The following is a 19,668-nucleotide window of genomic DNA, read 5'->3' on the forward strand; positions in this document are numbered from 1 at the left end:
CGTGTGAGAGGGGATCGGGATCAGGACGGAATCAGATGCGCTCGACGATGGTGGCGACGCCCATGCCGCCGCCGACGCAGAGGGTGACGAGCCCGTAGCGCTTGTCCTGGCGCTCCAGTTCGTCGACGATCGTGCCGAGGATCATCGCGCCGGTGGCGCCGAGCGGGTGGCCGAGCGCGATGGCGCCGCCGTTGACGTTGACCTTGTCGAGGGAGACGCCCATGTCCTTGACGAAGCGCAGCACGACACCGGCGAAGGCCTCGTTGATCTCGATGAGGTCGATGTCGTCGATGGTCAGCCCGGCCTTGGCCAGGGCCTTGCGGGTGGCCGGGGCGGGGCCGGTGAGCATGATGGTGGGCTCGGAGCCGGAGACGGCCGCCGAGACGATCCGGGCGCGGGGGGTGAGGCCGGCCCGCTCACCCGCCTCGCGGGAGCCGATCGCGACGAGGGAGGCGCCGTCGACGATGCCCGAGGAGTTGCCCGCGTGGTGGACGTGGTCGATCTTCTCGACCCAGTGGTACTTCTGCAGGGCGACGGCGTCGAAGCCGCCGAGCTCGCCGATGTCCGCGAAGGAGGGCTTCAGCTTGGCGAGGGTGTCCGCGGTGGTGCCCGGGCGGACGAACTCGTCGTGGTCCAGGACGACCAGGCCGTTGCGGTCGGTGACCGGGACCACGGACTTGGCGAAGCGCCCGTCCTTGATGGCCGCGGCGGCCCGCTCCTGGGAGAGCGCCGCGTACTCGTCCACGTCGCGCCGGGAGAATCCCTCGATGGTGGCGATCAGGTCGGCGCCGATGCCCTGCGGGACGAAGTTGACGTCCCAGTTGGTCATCGGGTCGTTGAACCAGGCGCCGCCGTCGGAGGCCATCGGGACGCGGGACATGGACTCCACGCCGCCCGCCAGGACCAGGTCCTCCCAGCCGGAGCGGACCTTGGCGGCGGCCAGGTTGACGGCCTCCAGGCCCGAAGCGCAGAAGCGGTTCTCCTGTACGCCCGCCACGGTGTCCGGGAGTCCGGCGGCGATGGCCGCGACCCGGGCGATGTCGGAGCCCTGGTCGCCGACCGGGCCGACGACGCCGAGCACGATGTCGTCGATGGCGGCGGGGTCCAGCCCGGGGTTGCGCTCGCGCAGGGCGTGGATGAGGCCGACGACCAGGTCGATCGGCTTGGTGCCGTGCAGGGCGCCACTGGCCTTGCCGCGGCCGCGCGGGGTGCGGATCGCGTCGTATACGTAAGCTTCGGTGCTCACTGGTCAAGCCTTTCGGGAGGTCTGGGTCTTAGCCGAGGAGGGAGCGGCCGATGATCTCTTTCATGATCTCGGTCGTGCCGCCGTAGATGGTCTGGATGCGGCCGTCGGTAAAGGCCCGCGCGACCCGGTATTCGGTCATGTATCCGTAGCCGCCGTGCAGTTGCAGACAGCGGTCGGCGACCCGCTTCTGGAGCTCGGTGGCCCACCACTTGGCCATCGAGGCGTGCACGTGGTCCAGCTCGCCGTTCGCGTGGTCGGTGATGCAGCGGTCGAGGAACGCGCGGGTGACCGCGCACTCGGTGGCCATCTCCGCTATTTCGAAGCGGATGTGCTGGAGCTTGGACAGCGGCCGCCCGAAGGCCTCGCGCTCCTTGACGTACCGGGTGGTGATCTCCAGCAGGTGCTCGGCGGCGGCGATGCCGGCCATCGCGATGCCCATCCGCTCCTGCGCGAGGTTGGTCATCAGGTGGACGAAGGCGCCGTTCAGCTCGCCGAGCAGGTTCTCCTTGGGGACGCGGACGTCGTGGAAGAAGAGTTCGGCGGTGTCCTGGGCCTTCTGGCCGATCTTGTCGAGGTTGCGGCCGCGCTCGAAGCCCTCCGCGCCGCGCTCGACGACCAGCAGCGACAGGCCGTGCGCCCCGCCCTCCGGCGTGGTCTTGGCGACCACGATCACCAGGTCGGCGAGGATGCCGTTGGAGATGAAGGTCTTGGAGCCGTTCAGCACCCAGTGGTCGCCCCGGTCCTCGGCGCTGGCGCGGATCCCCTGGAGGTCGGAGCCCGCGCCGGGCTCGGTCATCGCGATGGCGGTGATCGTCTCGCCCGAGCAGAAGCCGGGCAGCCAGCGCCGCTTCTGCTCCTCGGTGGCCAGCGAGGTCAGGTAGGGGCCGATGATGTCGTTGTGCAGGCCGATGGCGAGCCCGGGGGCGCCCGCCCGGGTGAACTCCTCGGCGATCACGGCGGCGTAGCGGAAGTCGGGGTTCCCGCCGCCGCCGTACTCCTCCGGGACGGCCAGGCCCAGCAGGCCCTGCCGGCCGGCGGCCCGCCAGGCCTCGCGGCTGACGATGCCGTCCTTCTCCCACTGCTCGTAGTGGGGCAGCACCTCCTTGGCGAGGAAGGTGCGGACGGTCTCGCGGAACGCCTCGTGGTCGGCGTCGAAGATCCGGCGTTGCATCAGCGGGCTCCCTAAAGCCAGTTCTTGACGGTCTCGATCAGGCGGGCGGCCTCGGGGCCGACGGGTGTGGCGTCGAGCAGCATGGACAGTTCCATCAGGCCCCTTCCGCCGGGAGCAGGGCCGGTACGCCCCAGTCGGCGGCCACCGACGCGGTGTCCGCACCGGGCTGGGCGGGGCCGCTCGCGACGGCGGCGGGGGTCGCCGAGAAGCGCGGCGCCGGGGCGGGCTGGGTGATCCCGCCGAAGTCGGTGAAGGTCCCGCGGGCCGCGAGGTGCGGGTGGTGCGGGGCCTCGCGCAGCGAGAGCACCGGGGCCACGCACGCGTCGGTGCCCTCGAAGACCGCCGTCCACTCCTCGCGCGTGCGGGACCTGAAGCGTGCGGCGACGGCCTCGCGCAGCTCGCCCCAGCGGGCCAGGTCCTTGCGGGCGGGGGCCTGCTCCCCGATGCCGAGCAGTTCCACGAAGGTGTCGTAGAACTGCTGCTCCAGGGCCCCGACCGCCATGTACTGGCCGTCGGAGGTCTCGTAGGTGCCGTAGAAGGGGCAGCCGCCGTCGAGCAGGTTGGCCCCGCGGCGGTCCTGCCAGCCGCCGGCCGCCACCATGCCGTGGATCATCGCGGTGAGGTGGGCGGTGCCGTCGACGATGGCCGCGTCGACGACCTGGCCCGCGCCGCCGGGGGTACGGGCGTGCTGGAGCGCGGCGAGGACGCCGATGACGAGGTAGAGCGAGCCGCCGGCGTAGTCGCCGACCAGGTTGGCGGGGACGGCCGGGGGCTGGTCCGGGCTGCCGATCATGCCCAGGGCGCCGGTGACCGCGATGTACGCGATGTCGTGCCCGGCGGTGTGGGCGAGCGGCCCCTCCTGGCCCCAGCCGGTCATCCGGCCGTAGACCAGCTTCGGGTTGCGGGCGTGGCAGTCGGCCGGTCCGACGCCGAGCCGCTCGGCGACCCCGGGGCGGAAGCCCTCGATGAGGACGTCGGCCCGCTCGACGAGGTCGAGGACGCGGGCGGGGCCCTGCGCGGACTTGAGGTCGACCAGGACGGAGCGCTTGTTGCGGTTGGTCAGGTCGTAGACCGGGTTCACCGCGAGCCCGCCGCCGCCCGGCCGGTCCACGCGCACGACGTCCGCTCCCAGGTCGGCGAGGAGCATGGCGGCGAACGGGCCGGGGCCGATGCCCGCCAGTTCGACGACGCGCACCCCGGCGAGCGGGCCGGTCCCTGTCACTGCCATCGAGCCCCCAGCATTCGTAGCCGCACGGTGTGACACAACTGATGTAACACCAGCGATGCTAGGAACGCGTTCCACTCAGCACAAGAGCAAGCGCTTAGCCATTTGCCTCGATCCGGGCGTCCAGCTCCCTGACGTGCCGCTTGAGGGCCACGGTGCGGTAGCTCTCCTCCACCCATTCGCACAGGATCTGCGCGGAGGGCGCCCCCTTCTCCCCCAGCGGGACGGAGACCCAGCCCGAGCGGCCGAGGCCGTAGCCGGTGGGCTCCGCCCCCGGTGCGGCCATCGCGTGCCCGTGCAGCGCCTCGTCCTTGAGCTTGACGGACAGGCCGGGCGGCTGGGGTCCGTCGGTGTTCCCGAGGAAGACGAAGATCTTCTTGTTGACCTTCACCACGCAGTCCTCGGGGCCCCACGGATACTCCTCCACGGCCTCCGGAAGCCCACGGGCAAACTCCCGCACCGTCTCCCACGTGCGCACCGCAGCCTTCATCAACGCCTCCCGCGACGAGTCGATCCTCACGCTAGCCCCCGCCCCCTGATCAAAGTCCTTTCGGCACGGCAGACGGCTATGTACTCTGATCACGCTTCAAACCTGAGCGAGTTCAAAAACGAAAATCGGGGGGGTTCGGTGCGCAATCGCCGACTCGTAATTTCCGCTGCCGTCGTGGCCGCGGGCGTGGGTCTCATACCGGGTGTGGCGCAGGCCGATCCGGCCGCGCCCGCCAAGCAGGGGGTGTCGGTGCCCGACGCGGAGCTGAAGAAGTCCGCGGCGGAAAACTTCAAGACCTTCAAGAGCTCAGCCGAGCGCTCGGTCCGCGCCTCCGGCGACAAGGCCGCCGCGCAGTCGGCGGCCGCCAATCCCAACCTGGCCGTCGGCCTGGCGGCCTACAACGTGTCCGCCCACGCCCTGGAGCTGGACACCACGGTCACCAGCGATCCGAACCGGTACGTCGACGCCGTCATCGACTGGGGCGACGGCACCACGAGCAACGAGACCGCCTACGGCAGCGCCACGATGACCACCGCGCACAACTACGCGGAGCTGGGCACCTACACCATCACGGTCACCGCGAAGGACCGCGCCGACGGCACGACCGTCACCAACTCGGTGGAGATCCTCACCGCGGGCTCGGACTTCACCCCGTACAGCCCCACCCGTCTGCTGGACACCCGCAGCGGCATCGGCGGCGCCAAGGCGAAGATCGCCCCGTACACCACGGCCCGCGTGCAGATCGCCGGCAACGGCTCGATCCCGGCGGGCGTCACGGCCGTGGTCCTGAACCTCACGGTCACCAACACCACCAGCGGCGGCCACGTCACGGCGTTCCCCTCGGGCACCGAGCGTCCGATCACCTCGAACGTCAACTTCGTCCCCGGCCAGACCGTGCCGAACCTGTCGATCGTGCCGGTCGGCGCGGACGGCTACGTCGAGCTGTACAACGGCGGCTGGAACTCGATCGACCTGATCGCCGACGTCACCGGCTACTACACCAAGGCCGCCTCCAGCGGCTACACCCCCATCGCCCCGGTCCGCTTCGCCGACACCCGCGAGGGCCTCGGCACCTCGCGCGGCCAGCTCGCCGGCCAGTCCTCCTTCGGCCTGCAGATCGGCGGCAGCCGCGGCGTCCCCGCCGGCATCACCGCCGTGGCGCTGAACGTGACCGTCACGAACCCGCGCGAGGCCGGCCACCTGACCGCCTACCCGAGCGGCCAGGCGGCGCCGAGCGCCTCCAACGTGAACTTCACCGCCGGACAGACGGTCGCCAACTCGGTGATCGTCCCGGTCGGCGCCGACGGCAAGATCAACATCCGCAACGGCGCCTGGGCCGGGACCGACGTGGTCGTCGACGTCGTCGGCTACTACAGCGAGGCGAGCGAGGGCGCGTACCTGCGCCTCAAGCCCACCCGCGTGTTCGACACCCGCGACCCCGAGGACTCGGTCTTCGGACCGGTGTGGGGCCGCAGCTACATCTGGGTGGACTTCGCCTCGAAGTGGCCCAACGACATCGGCTACGTGCTGAACACCACCGCCACCAACACGGGCGGAGCCGGCTTCGTCGCGGTCGCCCCGGACCCGAACTACCGCTGGCAGTACGACAACGGCTCGGATTCCTGGCCCGCCGCGCCCACCTCCTCCACGCTCAACTTCACCGCGGGCAAGACCGTCCCGAACCTGGTGCAGGCCAGCACGGGCAACACGGGCATCGTCGACTTCTGGAACCAGTCGGACGACGACATCGACATGATCGTCGACATGTTCGGCTACTACGACAAGAACTGATCCCCGGCAGCCGGCGGATCCAGCGCCCCGGGAACGGCTCCGAGCCGTCCCCGGGGCGCTGCCCGTTCCCGCCGCACGCTAGCCTCGCCCCCAACACCAGCCGGGAGGAGCGGTCATGAACGCACAGGTTCAGCAGGACCATCCGCGGGAGCGGGCCCACGACATCGTGCTCTTCGGCGCCACCGGGTTCGTGGGGGCGCTGACCGCGGAGTACCTGGCCGCGCACGCGCCCGCCGGCTGCCGCTGGGCCCTCGCGGGCCGCGACCTCGCCAAGCTGGAACGGCTGCGCGAGCGCCTGGCCGCCGTCGACCCGGCCTGCGCCGCACTGCCGCTGCTGCGGGCGGACGCCTCGGACGCCCGGGCGGTGCGCGAACTGGCCGCCTCCACCCGGGTGCTGGCCACCACCGTGGGACCGTACGTCTGGTACGGGGCGGAGCTGGTCGCCGCCTGCGCCGAGGCGGGCACGGACTACGTGGACCTCACCGGGGAGCCCGAGTTCGTGGACCGGATGTACGTCGAGCACGACGCGCGGGCCCGGGAGACCGGCGCCCGGATCGTGCACGCCTGCGGCTTCGACTCGATCCCGGCCGACCTCGGGGCGTACTTCACGGTCGGGCAGCTGCCCGAGGGGGTACCGCTGCGGGTCGACGGGTTCATGCGGTCCAACGCCCTGTTCTCCGGCGGGACCCTGGCCTCGGCGCTGACCGCGCTGGGCCGCGGCCCGCAGACCGCGGCCGCCGCGCGGGCGCGCCGGCTGCACGAGCCCCGGCTGCTGGGGCGGCGGGCGCGCGGGCCGGTGGGCGCGCCCCGGTTCAGCCGGGAGACCGGCGCCTGGGCGCTGCCGCTGCCCACGCTGGACCCGCGCATCGTGGCCCGGTCGGCGGCCGCGCTGGAGCGCTACGGCCCGGACTTCCGCTACCGGCACTACGCCTCGGTCAAGCACCTCCCGGTGGCGGTGGGCGGCGCCGCGGCGGTGGGCGCGACGGCGGCCCTGGCCCAGGTCCCGGCGGCTCGCCGGTGGCTGATGGGCCGTTGGGAGCCGGGCCGGGGGCCGGACGCGGAGCGGCGGGCGCGCAGCTGGTTCACGGTGCGGTTCGTGGGCGAGGGCGGCGGCCGGCGCGTGCTCACCGAGGTGTCGGGCGGCGACCCGGGGTACGGGGAGACGGCGAAGATGCTCGCCGAGTCCGCGCTCTGCCTGGCCTACGACGCCCTGCCGCAGGCCGCCGGGCAGCTGACGACGGCCACCGCGATGGGCGGGGCGCTGATCGCCCGCCTCCAGAAGGCCGGGATCGCCTTCCGGGTGGCGGACGTCCGCTGAGGAAGCCGGACGCCCGCCGAGCGGGGGTCACCCCGCGGCCTCCCGCAGGGCGCGCCGGCACAGGGAGTCCGCGTGCCGGGTGGTCTCGGGGATCCGGAAACGGGGGCTGAGGGCGAGGACGTGGGCACAGGCGTTGTCCAGCGACACCCGGTGCCCGACGGAGACGAACACCGGCTTGATCCCGCCCTGGGTCCGCAGCGCCCGGCCGACCTCCGCTCCGTCGGCGGCGACCAGCGGGGCGGACTCACCGCGCCCGGCGCCCGGTGCCGCGTACGTGAAGGTGAACGGGTTCTTCGCGACGCCGATGGCCGGGAGGCCGGTGACCACGCCGAGGTGGCAGGCGAGGCCGAAGCCGCGGGGGTGGGCGAGCCCGTAGCCGTCGCAGACGACGAGCCCGGGCGCGGCGGACAGCGAGTCGAGGGCGGCCAGTACGGTCGGCAGCTCTCGGAAGGCGAGCAGCCCGGGCACGTACGGGAAGCTGACGCGGCCCACGGCGGTGGCCTCCTCGACGACCTCGAGGGTGGCGGCGTCCAGCACCACGGCCGCGGCGGCGACCAGGTCCCGCTCGTCGTCGTAGGCGACGTCCACCCCGGCGACCAGTCCGCGGCCGGGGGGCGGGCCGGGCTCGGTGAGCACGACCTGATGGCGTAGTTCGTCCTGTATCGCCCGGGCCTCGGCCTCGTCGGCGGGGGTCTTCGCACTCGTCATGATGGAGCGAGAGTAGCCTGGCGATCATGTTCGTCATGGAGCTCACCTACACCGCGCCCCTGGAAGCCGTAGAGGACCACATGGACGCCCACATCGCCTGGCTGGACGGCCACTACGCCGCGGGGGTCTTCCTCGCGTCGGGCCGCAAGGTCCCGCGCGAGGGCGGCATGATCCTGGCCGGCGGGGTGTCCCGCGCCGAGATCGAGGAGATCGCGGCCGGGGACCCCTTCGCGGTGGCGGGCGTCTGCGCCTACCGCATCACGGAGTTCCTGGCGACGAAGACCTCGGCCGACCTCGCGACGGTCCGCGAGAACCCGGCGGTGTAACCCCGGCCCGGCACGTCCCGCCGGGCAGCGGCCCCGCCCCGGCACGCCCGGCAGGACCCCGGCCCCGCCCCCGGCCCGCCCGGCAGGGCCCCGGCCCCGCCGGCCTCAGGACCGGCGGGGCGGCACGCGGCCGGCCGGGTCGGTCAGCGGCGTTCCAGCCGGGCCACCCGGCCCTTCTCCCCCGAGGCCCAGCAGCCCCGGTCCGGGGCGCAGTCGACCGTGTCGAAGGAGCCGCCGTCCAGCGGCCGCCAGCTGCGGCCGCCGTCCAGCGTCACGTCCGTGCCCGTCGGCCCGACCGCCAGCGCCGTGCCGCGGCTGTACGGGTACCAGGCCGCGCCGGACCGGTAGGCCGGCGGCGGGGTGGCCGCCTGGCGCCAGCTGCGCCCGCCGTCCGCGGATACGGCCGCCGCCTGCGGCGAGGCCTGTCCGGTGCGGTAGTCGCCGCCGACCGCGAGGCCCTTCGTACGGTCCCGGAAGGCCAGGGCGAAGACCCCCCGTGCCGGGTCGCCCGCCGGGACGGTGGACTCGGCGGCGCGCCAGGTCAGCCCGCGGTCCGCGGAGTGCAGCACCCGCGCGGCCGCCCCGCCGCCCGTCGCCAGCCAGACGTCGCGCGGGCCCGAGCTGACCAGGCACTGACCGCTCGCCGCGAAGCCCGCCTCACCGGGCAGGGCCTGCGGCATGCCGGCGTCCGGCAGCACCCGCCAGCTGCGCCCGCCGTCGTCCGTGGACAGGATGCGGAACCTGCCGTCCACCGGATCGCTCATCGCCAGCCCGTGCCGCGCGTCGAAGAAGGTGAGGCAGTCGTAGAAGGCCCGCGGATCCGGGTTGCGGAAGGTCTCGGTCCAGGTGGCGCCGCCGTCTTCGGTGCGCAGCACCCGGGAGGCCTCCCCCTCGCCGATCGACAGGGCCACCGCACGCCGCGCGTCGAAGGCCTCGATGTCGCGCAGTTCCAGCCCCTCCGCCACCGCACCCGGCGGCGAGACGTCCTGCCAGCTGCGGCCGCCGTCCACCGTGCGCAGGACGGTGCCCTGGGAACCGGCGGCCCAGGCCGTGCCGCGGCTGACCGCCGCCAGCCCGCGGAAGCGGACCTCCTTGCCGGTGTCCTTCAGCGCCCAGCCCGCGCCCGCGCCATCCGGTCCCGCCGGCTCTCCCGCCGAGGACGCGTGGGCGGGCGCGGCCAGTAAGCCCACCGCCAAAGCTGCCGCGCACATGCCAATTCCCAGAAGTCTCATGGCGCCGGAAGCTAACGCACGCCCGATGCCCCGTCCAGGGCGCCTCCCCTCCGGCACGTCCCCCGCCCGGGCCTGAGCGCAGGCCCCCTTGGGCCTGTGGAGTGAGCGGTAACCAGCCCTTCTGCGACCCGCCCGGAGCGTGCGGCCCGCACCGGCTCTCCTGCCGTCGCACCTCCCCGACGGTCACTCTGTGCGATCACACAGGCGGCTTCCGGCCAATCGGTGACACAGCTCACGTCAGCTCCCATGCACGGATTTGCCGATTCGGGCGTCTATCGGGTTGCCGGGTTCCACCCCACAGCCCGGCAGCAGATCCGCCGCAAGGGAGTGAGCCTTGATCACTGTCATCGAGCAGGCCGCACAGGCCCGTCTGGTCGCCACCGCGCCGAAGGTCGAGACCGTTCCCGTCACCCTCTGCTACGACCGTGCGGATCCGTTCGCCGTACGGATGGCCTTCCCCGCCCCGGCCACGCTGGAGGGCGTCGAGGTCTCGTGGACCTTCTCGCGCGAGCTGCTCGAATCAGGGCTGGACCGCCCGTCCGGCTGCGGCGACGTGCGCGTGCGACCGTACGACGGCGACCGCACCACCATCGAGTTCCACGCACCCGAAGGCGTCGCGATCATCCTCATGCTGACGGCCGAGCTGCACCGGTTCCTGGAGCGGGCCTCCACGGTGGTCCCGCCCGGCCTGGAGCACCTGTACCTCGACATGGACCACAGCCTGGCCGAGCTGATGCGCGACACCTGCTGACCGGCCGCCGGAGGGGCCCGGCCGGGGCGGCCCCGAAATTCGATTGCGGGCGGCTCCGGCCGCCCGTAGCTTCGTTCACGCCCCTTGCACACTGCGCACGCCCTTGACAGCCGCGTGCCGCCGAAACGGAGCAGGACATTGTTCGTCTGAGGTCCGAGACACCGGCCACCGCCATCCGACAGCCGGCCCGTCTCCCCGCGTTGCACGTACCACTCACGCAACCTGGAGGCCTCCATGAGCCATGCCCCCGCATTCGTCACCTGCTCCGCACTGTCCTTCGACTGGCCCGACGGCACCCCCGTGTTCGACGGGTTCCAGCTGACCGTCGGCCCCGGCCGCACCGGCCTGATCGGTCTCAACGGCTGCGGCAAGTCCACCCTGCTGAAACTCCTCGCGGGTGAACTGACCCCGTCCGAGGGCCAGTTGTCGGTCGCCGGCAGCATCGGGTACCTGCCGCAGAACATCACCCTCGACACCGCGCTGCGCGTGGACGAGGCACTCGGCATCCGGACCGCCCGCGAAGCCCTGCACGCCATCGAGGCCGGCGAGGCCACCGAGGCGAACTTCACCGCCGTGGGCGACGACTGGGACGTGGAGGAGCGGGCCCTGGCCACGCTCGACCAGCTCGGGCTCGCCCGGATCGGCCTGGACCGGACCGTCGGCGAACTCTCGGGCGGTGAGTGCGTCCTGCTGCGGCTGGCCGCCCTGCTGCTCGCGCGGCCCGACGTACTGCTGCTGGACGAGCCCACCAACAACCTCGACCTGCGGGCCCGCGGCCGCCTGTACGCGGCGGTGGAGTCCTGGACCGGGGTGATGGTCCTGGTCAGCCACGACCGGGAGCTGCTGGAGCGGGTCGACCAGATCGCCGATCTGCGCGACGGCGAAGTCCGGTGGTACGGCGGGAACTTCACGGACTACGAGGAGATGCTCGCGGCCGAGCAGGACGCGGCCGAGCGGATGGTCCGGGTCGCGGAGGCCGACGTTCAGCGACAGAAGCGCGAACTGGCCGACGCACACGCCAAGTTGGCCCGGCGCAAGCGGTACGGGCAGAAGATGAACGACACCAAGCGCGAACCGAAGATCGTGATGGGGGCCCGCAAGCGGGCCGCGCAGGAGTCGGCCGGCAAGCACCGCATCCTGCACACCGAGAAGCTCGCCGAGGCGAAGGAGCGGCTCGACCACGCGGTGGAGGCGGTCCGCGACGACGACGCGATCCGCATCCAGCTGCCCGCCACCCAGGTCCCGCCGGGCCGGCGGGTGCTGACCCTGAGCGATCTGCGGCTGGCGCACGGGGCGTCCGTACCGGGCGAGTGGGAACTGCGCGGCCCGGAGCGGATCGCGCTGGTGGGCCGCAACGGATCGGGCAAGACCACGCTGCTGCGCACGGTCGCGGGGCTGCTCGCGCCGGAGTCCGGGGAGGCGGTGACCCATGTGACCACGCGGTTCCTGCCCCAGCGGCTGGACGTGCTCGACGAGAGCCGTTCGGTGGTGGAGAACGTGGCGCGGTTCGCCCCGCAGGCCACGAACAACCTGATCCGGGCCCGGCTGGCGCACTTCCTGTTCCGGGGCGGTCGGGCGGACCGGGCCGCGGGCACCCTGTCCGGCGGCGAGCGCTTCCGCGCGGCGCTGGCGGCACTGCTGCTGGCGGAGCCGGCTCCGCAGCTGCTGATGCTGGACGAGCCGACGAACAACCTGGACCTGGCGAGCGTGCGGCAGCTGACGGACGCGCTGGAGTCGTACGAGGGGGCGCTCGTGGTGGCCAGCCACGACGTGCCGTTCCTGGAGTCGATCGGCATCACCCGGTGGCTGATGCTGGACGGCGAGCTGCGCGCGACCACCCCCGAGGAGGTGCGGGAGACCCTCTGGCACGGCTGACCCGACGGCCGACCCGGGGGTTCGGCGCCCGGCGGCGCCCGGAGCGGCGGCGATCCGACCCGGTCGCCGCCCTCCGGGCGCCGCTCCCGCCGCCCGCCGCTCCCGAAGCTCCCGCCGCTCCCGGCCGTCAATGCGGAAGCGACGGACCACCTGGTGGCATGACTTTGACCCCTGGGTTCCCCCTCAGCACGCCCCCAAACTGCATAGATAACGGGACGTAACCGGTCATAGCCCTACCTGGGGCTTGGCTGGTCTTGATGTCGGGCTTAACCTACGACTCCGTAGGCTACGGAACCGTAGGTAATTCGCTTTGCACCCAGGAGTACCCGTGACGATCACCTCTCCCCACCTCGGCAGCTCTGAGGCGTGGACCGACGCCAAGCTGCTGTTCGCGCTGGAAGAGGTGGTGGAGAAGGAACTCAACCGCCATCTGAAGGTCACCAAGGACTGGATGCCCCACGAGTACGTCCCGTGGAGCGACGGCCGGAACTTCCCCGGCTTCTTCGAGGACGGCGAGGCGTGGGACCCGCAGCAGTCCAAGGTCACCGACATCGGCAAGATCGCGCTGGTCGTGAACCTGCTGACCGAGGACAACCTCCCCAGCTACCACCACGAGATCGCCACCCTCTTCGGGCGCAACGGCGCCTGGGGCACCTGGGTGCACCGCTGGACGGCCGAGGAAGGCCGCCACGGCATCGTGATGCGCGACTACCTGCTGGCCTCGCGCGCCGTGGACCCGGACAAGCTGGAAGCGTTCCGGATGCAGCACATGTCGGAGGGCTTCGAGTCCGACAACCGGCACTCCATGCTGCACTCGGTGGCGTACGTCGCCTTCCAGGAGCTCGCCACCCGCATCTCGCACCGCAACACCGGCCACCAGTCCGGTGACCCCGTGTGCGACCGGATGCTGGCGCGCATCGCGCAGGACGAGAACCTGCACATGGTCTTCTACCGCAACCTGCTGGGCGCGGCCTTCGAGCTCGCCCCGGACCTGACCATGCAGGCCGTGCGGGACGTCGTGGTCAACTTCCGGATGCCCGGACACGGCATGCCCGGTTTCGAGCGGATGGCCGCGCAGATGGCGATCGGCGGGGTGTACAACCTGCGGATCCACCACGACGACGTGCTGAGCCCCGTGATCCGCTTCCTGAAGATCATGGACATCGACGGCCTGGGCCCGGAGGGCCAGAAGGCCCAGGAGGAGCTCGGCCTGTTCATGAACGGCCTGGACTCCGAGGCCCGCAAGTTCGACGAGCGGCTGGCCGCCCGCGCGGCCCGCATCGCGGCCCGCAAGGGCTGACGCCCGCCCCCTCGCTCACCGGAGCGAGGACGAAAGCCCTGGCGGAGCAGCGCTCCGCCAGGGCTTCGGGCTGTCGCCCCTTCAGCCGCGGCGGGGCCGCAGGGCCTGGCGCTCGGACTCCGAGAGGCCGCCCCAGACGCCGAAGCGCTCGTCGTTGGCCAGGGCGTACTCCAGGCACGCCGCCCGCCCCTCGCACGCCCCGCACAGCCGCTTCGCGTCGCGCAGCGACGATCCCGGCTCCGGGAAGAAGAAGCCCGGGCCCGTCTGGGCGCACAGGGCGAGTTCGTACCAAGCGGTGGTGGCGGTGGCGTCAGCGGTGTTCATCGACATGCCGGTGATCCTGGTTGCCCTCGATGGACGTCCGATCAACGGTCCATCAACACCGGGCGCCGGGGCCGGCCGGCCCCGGCCCGTCAGTCCTCGTGCTTCGCCCGGCTCGGCTGGACGCGCTTGGGTTCGCCCGGCATCTTCGGGTAGTCCGGGGGATAGGGCATGTCGCCCAGGCCGTGATCGTGCTCGTCGCGGGCGGCGAGTTCGAGGACGGTGTCCAGGGTGAAGGCGTGGTCGTCCATGTCGGCGTGCAGGTCGCCCAGTTCGGCGAAGCGGGCGGGCATGGTCACGATGTCGAAGTCGCGCGGCTCCGCGTCGTCCACCTCGTCCCAGCGCAGTGGCGCCGACACCGGGGCGTGCGGGCGGGGGCGGACCGAGTAGGCGGAGGCGATCGTGCGGTCGCGGGCCGTCTGGTTGTAGTCGACGAAGATCCGCTCGCCGCGCTCCTCCTTCCACCAGGCGGTCGTGACCTTGCCCGGCATGCGGCGTTCCAGTTCCCGGCCCAGCGCGATGGCGCACTTGCGGACCTCCGTGAAGGTCCAGCGCGGCTCGATCGGGACGAACACGTGCAGGCCCCGGCCGCCCGAGGTCTTGGGCCAGCCCCGCAGCCCCAGCTCCTCCAGCAGGGCGCGCAGTTCGTGCGCGGCCGCCACGGCGTGGTGGTAGTCGGTGCCCGGCTGGGGGTCGAGGTCGATCCGCAGCTCGTCGGGCCGGTCGGTGTCCTCGCGGCGCACCGGCCACGGGTGGAAGGTGAGGCAGCCCAGGTTGGCGGCCCACAGGACGGCGGCCGGCTCGGTCGGGCAGATCTCGTCGGCGCTGCGCCCGCTCGGGAAGGCGATGTGGGCGGTCGGGATCCAGTCGGGCAGGTTCTTCGGGGCCCGCTTCTGGAAGAAGGACTCGCCCTCCACGCCGTCCGGGTAGCGCTCCAGCGTCGTCGGCCGGTTGCGCAGGGCGCGCGTGATGCCGTCCGCGACCGCCAGGTAGTACTCGGCCACGTCCCGCTTGGTGAGGCCGCGCTCGGGGAAGTACACCTTGTCCGGACTGGACAGCCGTACCGTCCGCCCGCCCGCGTCCAGCTCGATGGCATTGCCGGCAGCACCCATGTGCGCCACGGTAGGCGGGTCCGGCCGGGTGCGCACACCGGGCGGTCGCGGACGCGCCACCGCAGAATCGAAGACATGGACCTGCCGGTGATGCCGCCCGTGAAACCGATGCTCGCCAAGTCCGTGACGAGGATCCCGCCCGGAATGCAGTACGAGGCGAAGTGGGACGGCTTCCGGGCCCTCGTGCACCGCGACGGCGACGAGATCGAGATCGGCAGCCGGACGGGCAAGAGCCTGACCAGGTACTTTCCCGAACTGGCGGCGGCCCTCAAGGAGAACCTGCCCGACCGCTGCGTCGTCGACGGCGAGGTCGTCGTCGTCACCGGCGGGCGTCTGGACTTCGACCGGCTGAGCGAGCGCATCCACCCCGCCGCCTCCCGCGTGAAAATGCTCGCCGAGACCACCCCCGCCAGCTTCGTCGCCTTCGACCTGCTGGCGCTCGGCGACGAGGCGCTCCTCGACACCCCGCTCACCGAGCGCCGCAGCGCCCTCGTCCGGTCCCTGTCCACCGCTCGGCCCCCCGTCCACCTCGCGCCCGCGACCACGGATCCCGCGCTCGCGCAGGAGTGGTTCGAGCGGTTCGAGGGCGCCGGGCTCGACGGGGTGATCGCCAAACCCCTCGATCTCCCCTACCGGCCCGATGCCCGCCTCATGTTCAAGATCAAGCACGAGCGTACGGCGGACGTCGTCCTCGCGGGTTTCCGTTTCCACAAGAGCGGTCCGATTGTCGGATCGCTGCTGCTCGGCCTGTACGACGGCCACGGCGCCCTCCAGCACGTGGGCGTGTGCGCCGCCTTCCCCATGAGGCGCCGCGCCGAACTGGTGGAGGAGCTCGAACCGCTGCGCGTGCCGGACCCCGCGGGCCATCCGTGGGCCGCGTGGGCCGAGGAGTCCGCCCACGAGAGCGCCCGGCTGCCCGGCGCACAGAGCCGCTGGACCGGCAAGAAGGACCTCTCCTGGGTGCCGCTGCGCCCGGAGCGGGTCCTGGAGGTGAAGTACGACCACATGGAGGGCGACCGCTTCCGGCACACGGCCCAGTTCGCCCGCTGGCGGCCCGACCGGGAACCGGAGAGCTGCACCTACGACCAGCTGGAGGAGGTCGTCGGCTACGACCTCGCCGAGGTGCTCGGCACTCCCCCGGCCGGGCTCAGACCGTCGTGAGCTTCTCCCACTCCGCCCGGTCCGGGCCCACCGTGTTCGGCTCGTAGTCCGGGCGGGCCGCCAGCCAGCGCGCCACCCGGGCCCGGATCTCCGGATCGGCGTACGCCCGCTCGGGCACGGCGGCCAGGTGCCGGACCCGGGCCCGGGCCCGCATCACCTCCGGGTCCTCCAGCGCGCAGTCGAACAGCGCCGCCACCTCGCGCGCCGTCCCCGTCCGCCCGGCCCGGGTCGCGAAGCGCTCCCCGATGGCCGCGTCGGCGACGACCTGGAAGTCGAACCACGGCTTGAGGGTGCGCACCGCCCAGGCGTGGTGGTCGGCGGCGAACCGCTCCGACCCCGGGTCCCGGTGCGCGGTACGGGCCACCCTGCGGGCCGCCCACAGGGCGAGCGAAGTGCCCTGCCCGAGGGTCGGGTTGGTGTGCGTGATCGCGTCCCCAACCGGCACCAGCCCGGTCACCACCGGCCCCCGCTCGTCGACCAGCGCGCTCCACCGGTTGTCCAGGCTCGCGGTGGCCAGCACCTCCGACAGCGGTTCGGCGCCGAGTGCCAGCCAGGCCGCGCCGGGCGGGAAGGAACGGGCCGCGGCCTCGAAGACGGCGGGGTCGCGCAGCGCCGAGCGCGTGGTGTCCGCGGTGTGGACGAACAGGGTGACGGCGAAGACCCGGTTGTCGGCGGGGAAGACCGCGCACCCCGCGAAGGCACCGCCCGTCACCGCCCAGGGCCGGCGCGGCCCCTCGTCCATGCCGTCGGGCAGCCGGTACCAGCGGCAGAAGTACGCGAGTCCCGTGCGGTGGCGTTCCACGACCGGCGGGCGGCAGCCCGCCGCGGTGAGCCATCGCTCGACGCCCCCGCGCCGCCCGCCGGCGTCCACCACGAGGTCCCCCGGGTGGCTCCCGGCCTCCGTGGCCACCCCCGTGACGCGGAACCCGGGGGCCGTGAGCAGCCCGGTGACCGGTTCTCCGTACCGCGAGACGACGCCCTGCTCGGCGCGCAGGGCGGTGGCCAGTGCGCTCTCCAGCAGGATCCGCCGGGCCTGGAGCATGACGAGGTCCTCGTCCCCGGGGCGTGCGGGCGGCCGTTCGTCGAACCAGTCCAGCTCGTGCCGCTCGCGCGCCCCGAGCCTGAGCATCTCCGCGTGGACATCGGGCAGTTCGTCGCGCAGCAGATTGCGCGCCGCCCCCAGCAGCGCGTGCGGCTGGTTCGCCTGCGGCACGGTGGGGCGCCGCCAGCCGAAGAAGTCGCGGTCGAGCGCGGTGCCGGGGGCGCGCGTATCGCGCTCGAACAGTTCCGCCGTGTGGCCCTGGCGTGCCGCGAGCAGCGCGGTGGCCAGCCCTCCGACGCCCCCGCCGATGACCAGTACATGTGCCATTGCGCCCCCTGAGCCGATGAACCGTACGACGATCACATCGGTCAGAGCCTGCGCGATCGGGCGCCGGCCGAAACCCGCACAATTGTGCGTACGCACCCCTAGCGCGGGCCCGCCGCCGCACGGTAGGCCGCCACCGCCCGCCGGGTCTCCGCCTCGACCAGGTCGGCGTTGACCGCGGCTCCCGCACGCACCCCCTGGGCGGCCGCGCCCGCGACCTGCTCCATCGGGGAGGCCACGTTGCCCGCCACCCAGACGCCGGGGTGGGCGGTGGCGCCGGTCAGCGGATCGGCCTCGACACAGGTGCCGACGACATGTCCCTCCCGCTCCAGGGAGGTCGTCGCCAGCCCCAGGCCGGTCAGGAGCCCGGAGCGGGCGGTGAACCGGGGCGCGACCACGAGCGCCGAACACCGGGCCGTGCCCCCGCCCGCCAGCGTCACCCCGGCCAGCCGGTCCTCCTCGACGAGCAGCCCGGTGACCTCGCCCTCCACGACCTCGACGCCCCGGGCGGCCAGCAGCTCCCGGTCCTCGGAGGTGAGCCGCCAGGTGTGCGCGAGGAGGGTGGTCCGGGCGGTCCACTGCCGCCACAGCCCGGCCTGGAACACGGCGAGGGGCCCGTCGGCCAGCACCGCCACCGCCTGGTCCCGCACCTCCCAGCCGTGGCAGTACGGGCAGTGCAGCACGTCCCGCCCCCAGCGCTCCCGCAGTCCCGGCACGGCGGGCAGCTCGTCCACCAGGCCGGTGGCGACCAGCAGCCTCCCCGCCCGGACGGTCGAGCCGTCACCGCAGCGGACCTGGAACCCTCCGTCGGGCAACCGCTCCGCGGCGACGACCGTGCCCGTCCGGATCCGCCCGCCGTAGCCGGTGACCTCCTCCCTCCCCCGGGCCAGCAGGGCGGCCGGGCTCCGCCCGTCGTGGCCGAGGTAGGCGTGCAGGTGGGCTGCGGGGGCGTTGCGCGGGCTGCCGGAGTCGATCACCAGCACCGAGCGGCGGGCCCGGACCAGGGTCAGTGCTCCGGCGAGCCCGGCGGCTCCGCCGCCGACGACCACCACGTCGAACCGCTCCGTCATCGTGTCCTCCTTCTCGCTGTCCATACCGGCGAGGATCTTCCGGCCCGCCCCGACTTGACAAATGTTGTTGCCGAAGCGGCAAATGGGAACCATGGCCACCGAGAAGCAGGACGAGGAACTCGCCGGCGTGCTCACCGCCGTCGGGCCGCGGCTGCGCGCCCTGCGCCAGGAGCGCGGCACCACCCTGGCCCAGCTCAGCGAGGCCACCGGCATCTCGCTGTCCACCCTGTCCCGGCTCGAGTCCGGACAGCGCAGGCCCACGCTGGAGCTGCTGCTCCCGCTGGCCAAGGCACACCGGGTGGCGCTCGACGAGCTGGTCGGCGCGCCCGAGACCGGGGACCCGCGGATCCGCCCGCGACCCCTCGTCCGCCACGGCACCACCATCCTGCCGCTGACCCGCCACTTCGGCGGGGTGCACGCCTTCAAGCAGGTCTTCCCGGCCGTCGAAGGCACTGCGCCCCTGCCGGAACTGCGCGTCCACGAGGGCTACGAGTGGCTGTACGTGCTGTCCGGGCGCATCCGGCTGCTGCTGGGCGAGCACGACCTGGTCCTCGGCCCCGGGGAGGTCGCCGAGTTCGACACCCGTACCCCGCACGCCTTCTTCAACGCGGGGCCGCACGCGGCGGAGTGCCTCAGCCTCTTCGGGCCGCAGGGCGAGCGGATCCACATCCGCGCCAGGCCCACCACCACCTCACCGGAAGGACGTCCATGAGCGCCACCGACCAGCGCCCCGAAGGCCCCGAACGCCCCGAGCGGGCCGCCCCGCAGCCCAACGCCGTTGTCGGCGTCGGCCTGGTCGTGGTCGGCCGCGACGGCCGGATCCTGCTCGGCCAGGCGCACGACGGCCGCTGGGAGCTGCCCGGCGGCAAGGTCGACCCCGGGGAGGGCTTCGAGCAGGCCGCCGCCCGTGAGCTCATGGAGGAGACCGACCTGCGGGCGGACCCCGAGGGGATCCGGGTGCTGTCCGTGCAGATCGACGCGAAGGCGGGCCTGACCCGGCTGACGGCGGCCGCCGTGACCACGACGGCCCACGGCGTGCCCGCCGTCACCGAGCCGCACAAGATCGTCCGCTGGCAGTGGTTCGCCCCGGCCGACATCCCCACGGCCCTCTACGCCCCGTCCGCGGGCGTGCTGCGCATGTGGCGCCCCGACCTCACCACCCTGCCGCACGCGCCCTCGTACGCCTACCCGACCGCGACCTGACC

19 protein-coding genes are annotated in these 19,668 nt (G+C 73.0%); 9 read left to right on the forward strand and 10 right to left on the reverse strand.

The window, feature by feature from the left end; genetic code table 11:
• Nucleotides 1–31: 31 nt before the first annotated feature.
• From AB0D66_RS09935 to AB0D66_RS09950, 4 genes are all read right to left on the reverse strand, one after another.
• Complete coding sequence (locus tag AB0D66_RS09935; protein WP_362299429.1) at nt 32–1,246, reverse strand: acetyl-CoA C-acetyltransferase; 1,215 nt, start codon at nt 1,244–1,246, stop codon at nt 32–34.
• A gap of 28 nt (nt 1,247–1,274) precedes the next feature.
• Nucleotides 1,275–2,417, reverse strand: a complete 1,143-nt coding sequence (locus AB0D66_RS09940; RefSeq protein WP_362299432.1) for an acyl-CoA dehydrogenase family protein — start codon at nt 2,415–2,417, stop codon at nt 1,275–1,277.
• 94 nt (nt 2,418–2,511) lie between these two features.
• Nucleotides 2,512–3,645, reverse strand: a complete 1,134-nt coding sequence (locus AB0D66_RS09945; RefSeq protein ID WP_362299435.1) for a CaiB/BaiF CoA-transferase family protein — start codon at nt 3,643–3,645, stop codon at nt 2,512–2,514.
• Between the two features lie 94 nt (nt 3,646–3,739).
• The gene (locus AB0D66_RS09950) at nt 3,740–4,132 is read right to left on the reverse strand and encodes an MmcQ/YjbR family DNA-binding protein (protein WP_362299438.1); all 393 of its coding nucleotides are present in this window, start codon (nt 4,130–4,132) and stop codon (nt 3,740–3,742) included.
• A 204-nt stretch (nt 4,133–4,336) separates the two neighbouring features.
• Between AB0D66_RS09950 and AB0D66_RS09955 the strand changes: the two genes are divergently transcribed.
• Nucleotides 4,337–5,923, forward strand: a complete 1,587-nt coding sequence (locus AB0D66_RS09955; protein WP_362299440.1) for a hypothetical protein — start codon at nt 4,337–4,339, stop codon at nt 5,921–5,923.
• 115 nt (nt 5,924–6,038) lie between these two features.
• Complete coding sequence (locus tag AB0D66_RS09960) at nt 6,039–7,241, forward strand: saccharopine dehydrogenase NADP-binding domain-containing protein (RefSeq protein WP_362299443.1); 1,203 nt, start codon at nt 6,039–6,041, stop codon at nt 7,239–7,241.
• Between the two features lie 27 nt (nt 7,242–7,268).
• Here the strand turns inward: AB0D66_RS09960 and AB0D66_RS09965 are convergent, their stop codons facing one another.
• A complete protein-coding gene (locus AB0D66_RS09965; RefSeq protein WP_362299445.1) occupies nt 7,269–7,949 on the reverse strand; it encodes an endonuclease V in 681 nt (226 codons plus the stop codon).
• A 26-nt stretch (nt 7,950–7,975) separates the two neighbouring features.
• Between AB0D66_RS09965 and AB0D66_RS09970 the strand changes: the two genes are divergently transcribed.
• Nucleotides 7,976–8,275 carry a YciI family protein gene (locus tag AB0D66_RS09970; RefSeq protein ID WP_362299448.1) on the forward strand — a complete coding sequence of 100 codons (300 nt, stop codon included), beginning with the start codon at nt 7,976–7,978 and terminating at the stop codon, nt 8,273–8,275.
• Between the two features lie 143 nt (nt 8,276–8,418).
• Here AB0D66_RS09970 and AB0D66_RS09975 read toward each other — a convergent pair whose 3' ends face one another.
• On the reverse strand, nt 8,419–9,486 hold the full coding sequence (locus AB0D66_RS09975) for an oxidoreductase (RefSeq protein ID WP_362299450.1): 1,068 nt from the start codon (nt 9,484–9,486) through the stop codon (nt 8,419–8,421).
• A 355-nt stretch (nt 9,487–9,841) separates the two neighbouring features.
• Between AB0D66_RS09975 and AB0D66_RS09980 the strand changes: the two genes are divergently transcribed.
• The 3 genes from AB0D66_RS09980 (at nt 9,842) to AB0D66_RS09990 (ending at nt 13,433) form a co-directional block, all read left to right on the forward strand.
• The gene (locus AB0D66_RS09980; RefSeq protein ID WP_362299453.1) at nt 9,842–10,258 is read left to right on the forward strand and encodes an SsgA family sporulation/cell division regulator; all 417 of its coding nucleotides are present in this window, start codon (nt 9,842–9,844) and stop codon (nt 10,256–10,258) included.
• Nucleotides 10,259–10,492: 234 nt separating this feature from the next.
• Entirely contained in the window at nt 10,493–12,133 is a 1,641-nt protein-coding gene (locus AB0D66_RS09985; RefSeq protein WP_362299456.1) for an ABC-F family ATP-binding cassette domain-containing protein, read from the forward strand.
• A gap of 328 nt (nt 12,134–12,461) precedes the next feature.
• On the forward strand, nt 12,462–13,433 hold the full coding sequence (locus tag AB0D66_RS09990; RefSeq protein WP_362299459.1) for an acyl-ACP desaturase: 972 nt from the start codon (nt 12,462–12,464) through the stop codon (nt 13,431–13,433).
• An 81-nt stretch (nt 13,434–13,514) separates the two neighbouring features.
• On the opposite strand, the gene AB0D66_RS09995 is transcribed toward AB0D66_RS09990, so the two are convergent.
• Together AB0D66_RS09995 and ligD are read right to left on the reverse strand one after the other, a co-directional pair.
• Nucleotides 13,515–13,763 (reverse strand): WhiB family transcriptional regulator, encoded by a 249-nt coding sequence (locus tag AB0D66_RS09995; protein WP_362299461.1) that lies wholly within the window; start codon nt 13,761–13,763, stop codon nt 13,515–13,517.
• 83 nt (nt 13,764–13,846) lie between these two features.
• Nucleotides 13,847–14,866 (reverse strand): non-homologous end-joining DNA ligase, encoded by a 1,020-nt coding sequence (ligD, locus tag AB0D66_RS10000; RefSeq protein ID WP_362299464.1) that lies wholly within the window; start codon nt 14,864–14,866, stop codon nt 13,847–13,849.
• 75 nt (nt 14,867–14,941) lie between these two features.
• On the opposite strand from ligD, the gene AB0D66_RS10005 reads away from it, so the two are divergent.
• The gene (locus AB0D66_RS10005; protein WP_362299467.1) at nt 14,942–16,027 is read left to right on the forward strand and encodes an ATP-dependent DNA ligase; all 1,086 of its coding nucleotides are present in this window, start codon (nt 14,942–14,944) and stop codon (nt 16,025–16,027) included.
• Here AB0D66_RS10005 and AB0D66_RS10010 read toward each other — a convergent pair.
• Both AB0D66_RS10010 and AB0D66_RS10015 read right to left on the reverse strand, forming a co-directional pair.
• On the reverse strand, nt 16,014–17,396 hold the full coding sequence (locus AB0D66_RS10010) for an NAD(P)-binding protein (protein WP_362299470.1): 1,383 nt from the start codon (nt 17,394–17,396) through the stop codon (nt 16,014–16,016). The two genes, AB0D66_RS10005 and AB0D66_RS10010, sit on opposite strands and share 14 nt — an antisense overlap.
• 98 nt (nt 17,397–17,494) lie before the next feature.
• Nucleotides 17,495–18,487 carry an NAD(P)/FAD-dependent oxidoreductase gene (locus tag AB0D66_RS10015; protein WP_362299473.1) on the reverse strand — a complete coding sequence of 331 codons (993 nt, stop codon included), beginning with the start codon at nt 18,485–18,487 and terminating at the stop codon, nt 17,495–17,497.
• A gap of 67 nt (nt 18,488–18,554) precedes the next feature.
• On the opposite strand from AB0D66_RS10015, the gene AB0D66_RS10020 reads away from it, so the two are divergent.
• On the forward strand, nt 18,555–19,175 hold the full coding sequence (locus AB0D66_RS10020) for a helix-turn-helix transcriptional regulator (RefSeq protein ID WP_362299476.1): 621 nt from the start codon (nt 18,555–18,557) through the stop codon (nt 19,173–19,175).
• Nucleotides 19,172–19,666 carry an NUDIX domain-containing protein gene (locus AB0D66_RS10025; RefSeq protein ID WP_362299479.1) on the forward strand — a complete coding sequence of 165 codons (495 nt, stop codon included), beginning with the start codon at nt 19,172–19,174 and terminating at the stop codon, nt 19,664–19,666. The genes AB0D66_RS10020 and AB0D66_RS10025 overlap by 4 nt, the downstream gene beginning before the upstream one ends.
• The last annotated feature ends 2 nt before the right edge of the window (nt 19,667–19,668 follow it).

This window comes from Streptomyces sp. NPDC048270 (assembly GCF_040652335.1).
In the GTDB taxonomy this organism is placed as follows: domain Bacteria; phylum Actinomycetota; class Actinomycetes; order Streptomycetales; family Streptomycetaceae; genus Streptomyces.

What these genes read in the sequence shown, in the direction of transcription:
- AB0D66_RS10025 (WP_362299479.1), top strand. Translation starts at nt 19,172, where the DNA reads ATGAGCGCCACCGACCAGCGCCCCGAAGGCCCCGAACGCCCCGAGCGG.
- AB0D66_RS10010 (WP_362299470.1), bottom strand. Translation starts at nt 17,396, where the DNA reads ATGGCACATGTACTGGTCATCGGCGGGGGCGTCGGAGGGCTGGCCACC.
- AB0D66_RS09970 (WP_362299448.1), top strand. Translation starts at nt 7,976, where the DNA reads ATGTTCGTCATGGAGCTCACCTACACCGCGCCCCTGGAAGCCGTAGAG.
- AB0D66_RS09985 (WP_362299456.1), top strand. Translation starts at nt 10,493, where the DNA reads ATGAGCCATGCCCCCGCATTCGTCACCTGCTCCGCACTGTCCTTCGAC.
- AB0D66_RS09940 (WP_362299432.1), bottom strand. Translation starts at nt 2,417, where the DNA reads ATGCAACGCCGGATCTTCGACGCCGACCACGAGGCGTTCCGCGAGACC.
- AB0D66_RS09995 (WP_362299461.1), bottom strand. Translation starts at nt 13,763, where the DNA reads ATGTCGATGAACACCGCTGACGCCACCGCCACCACCGCTTGGTACGAA.
- AB0D66_RS10015 (WP_362299473.1), bottom strand. Translation starts at nt 18,487, where the DNA reads ATGGACAGCGAGAAGGAGGACACGATGACGGAGCGGTTCGACGTGGTG.
- AB0D66_RS10020 (WP_362299476.1), top strand. Translation starts at nt 18,555, where the DNA reads ATGGCCACCGAGAAGCAGGACGAGGAACTCGCCGGCGTGCTCACCGCC.
- AB0D66_RS09965 (WP_362299445.1), bottom strand. Translation starts at nt 7,949, where the DNA reads ATGACGAGTGCGAAGACCCCCGCCGACGAGGCCGAGGCCCGGGCGATA.
- AB0D66_RS10005 (WP_362299467.1), top strand. Translation starts at nt 14,942, where the DNA reads ATGGACCTGCCGGTGATGCCGCCCGTGAAACCGATGCTCGCCAAGTCC.
- AB0D66_RS09950 (WP_362299438.1), bottom strand. Translation starts at nt 4,132, where the DNA reads ATGAAGGCTGCGGTGCGCACGTGGGAGACGGTGCGGGAGTTTGCCCGT.
- AB0D66_RS09975 (WP_362299450.1), bottom strand. Translation starts at nt 9,486, where the DNA reads ATGTGCGCGGCAGCTTTGGCGGTGGGCTTACTGGCCGCGCCCGCCCAC.
- AB0D66_RS09960 (WP_362299443.1), top strand. Translation starts at nt 6,039, where the DNA reads ATGAACGCACAGGTTCAGCAGGACCATCCGCGGGAGCGGGCCCACGAC.
- AB0D66_RS09945 (WP_362299435.1), bottom strand. Translation starts at nt 3,645, where the DNA reads ATGGCAGTGACAGGGACCGGCCCGCTCGCCGGGGTGCGCGTCGTCGAA.
- ligD (WP_362299464.1), bottom strand. Translation starts at nt 14,866, where the DNA reads ATGGGTGCTGCCGGCAATGCCATCGAGCTGGACGCGGGCGGGCGGACG.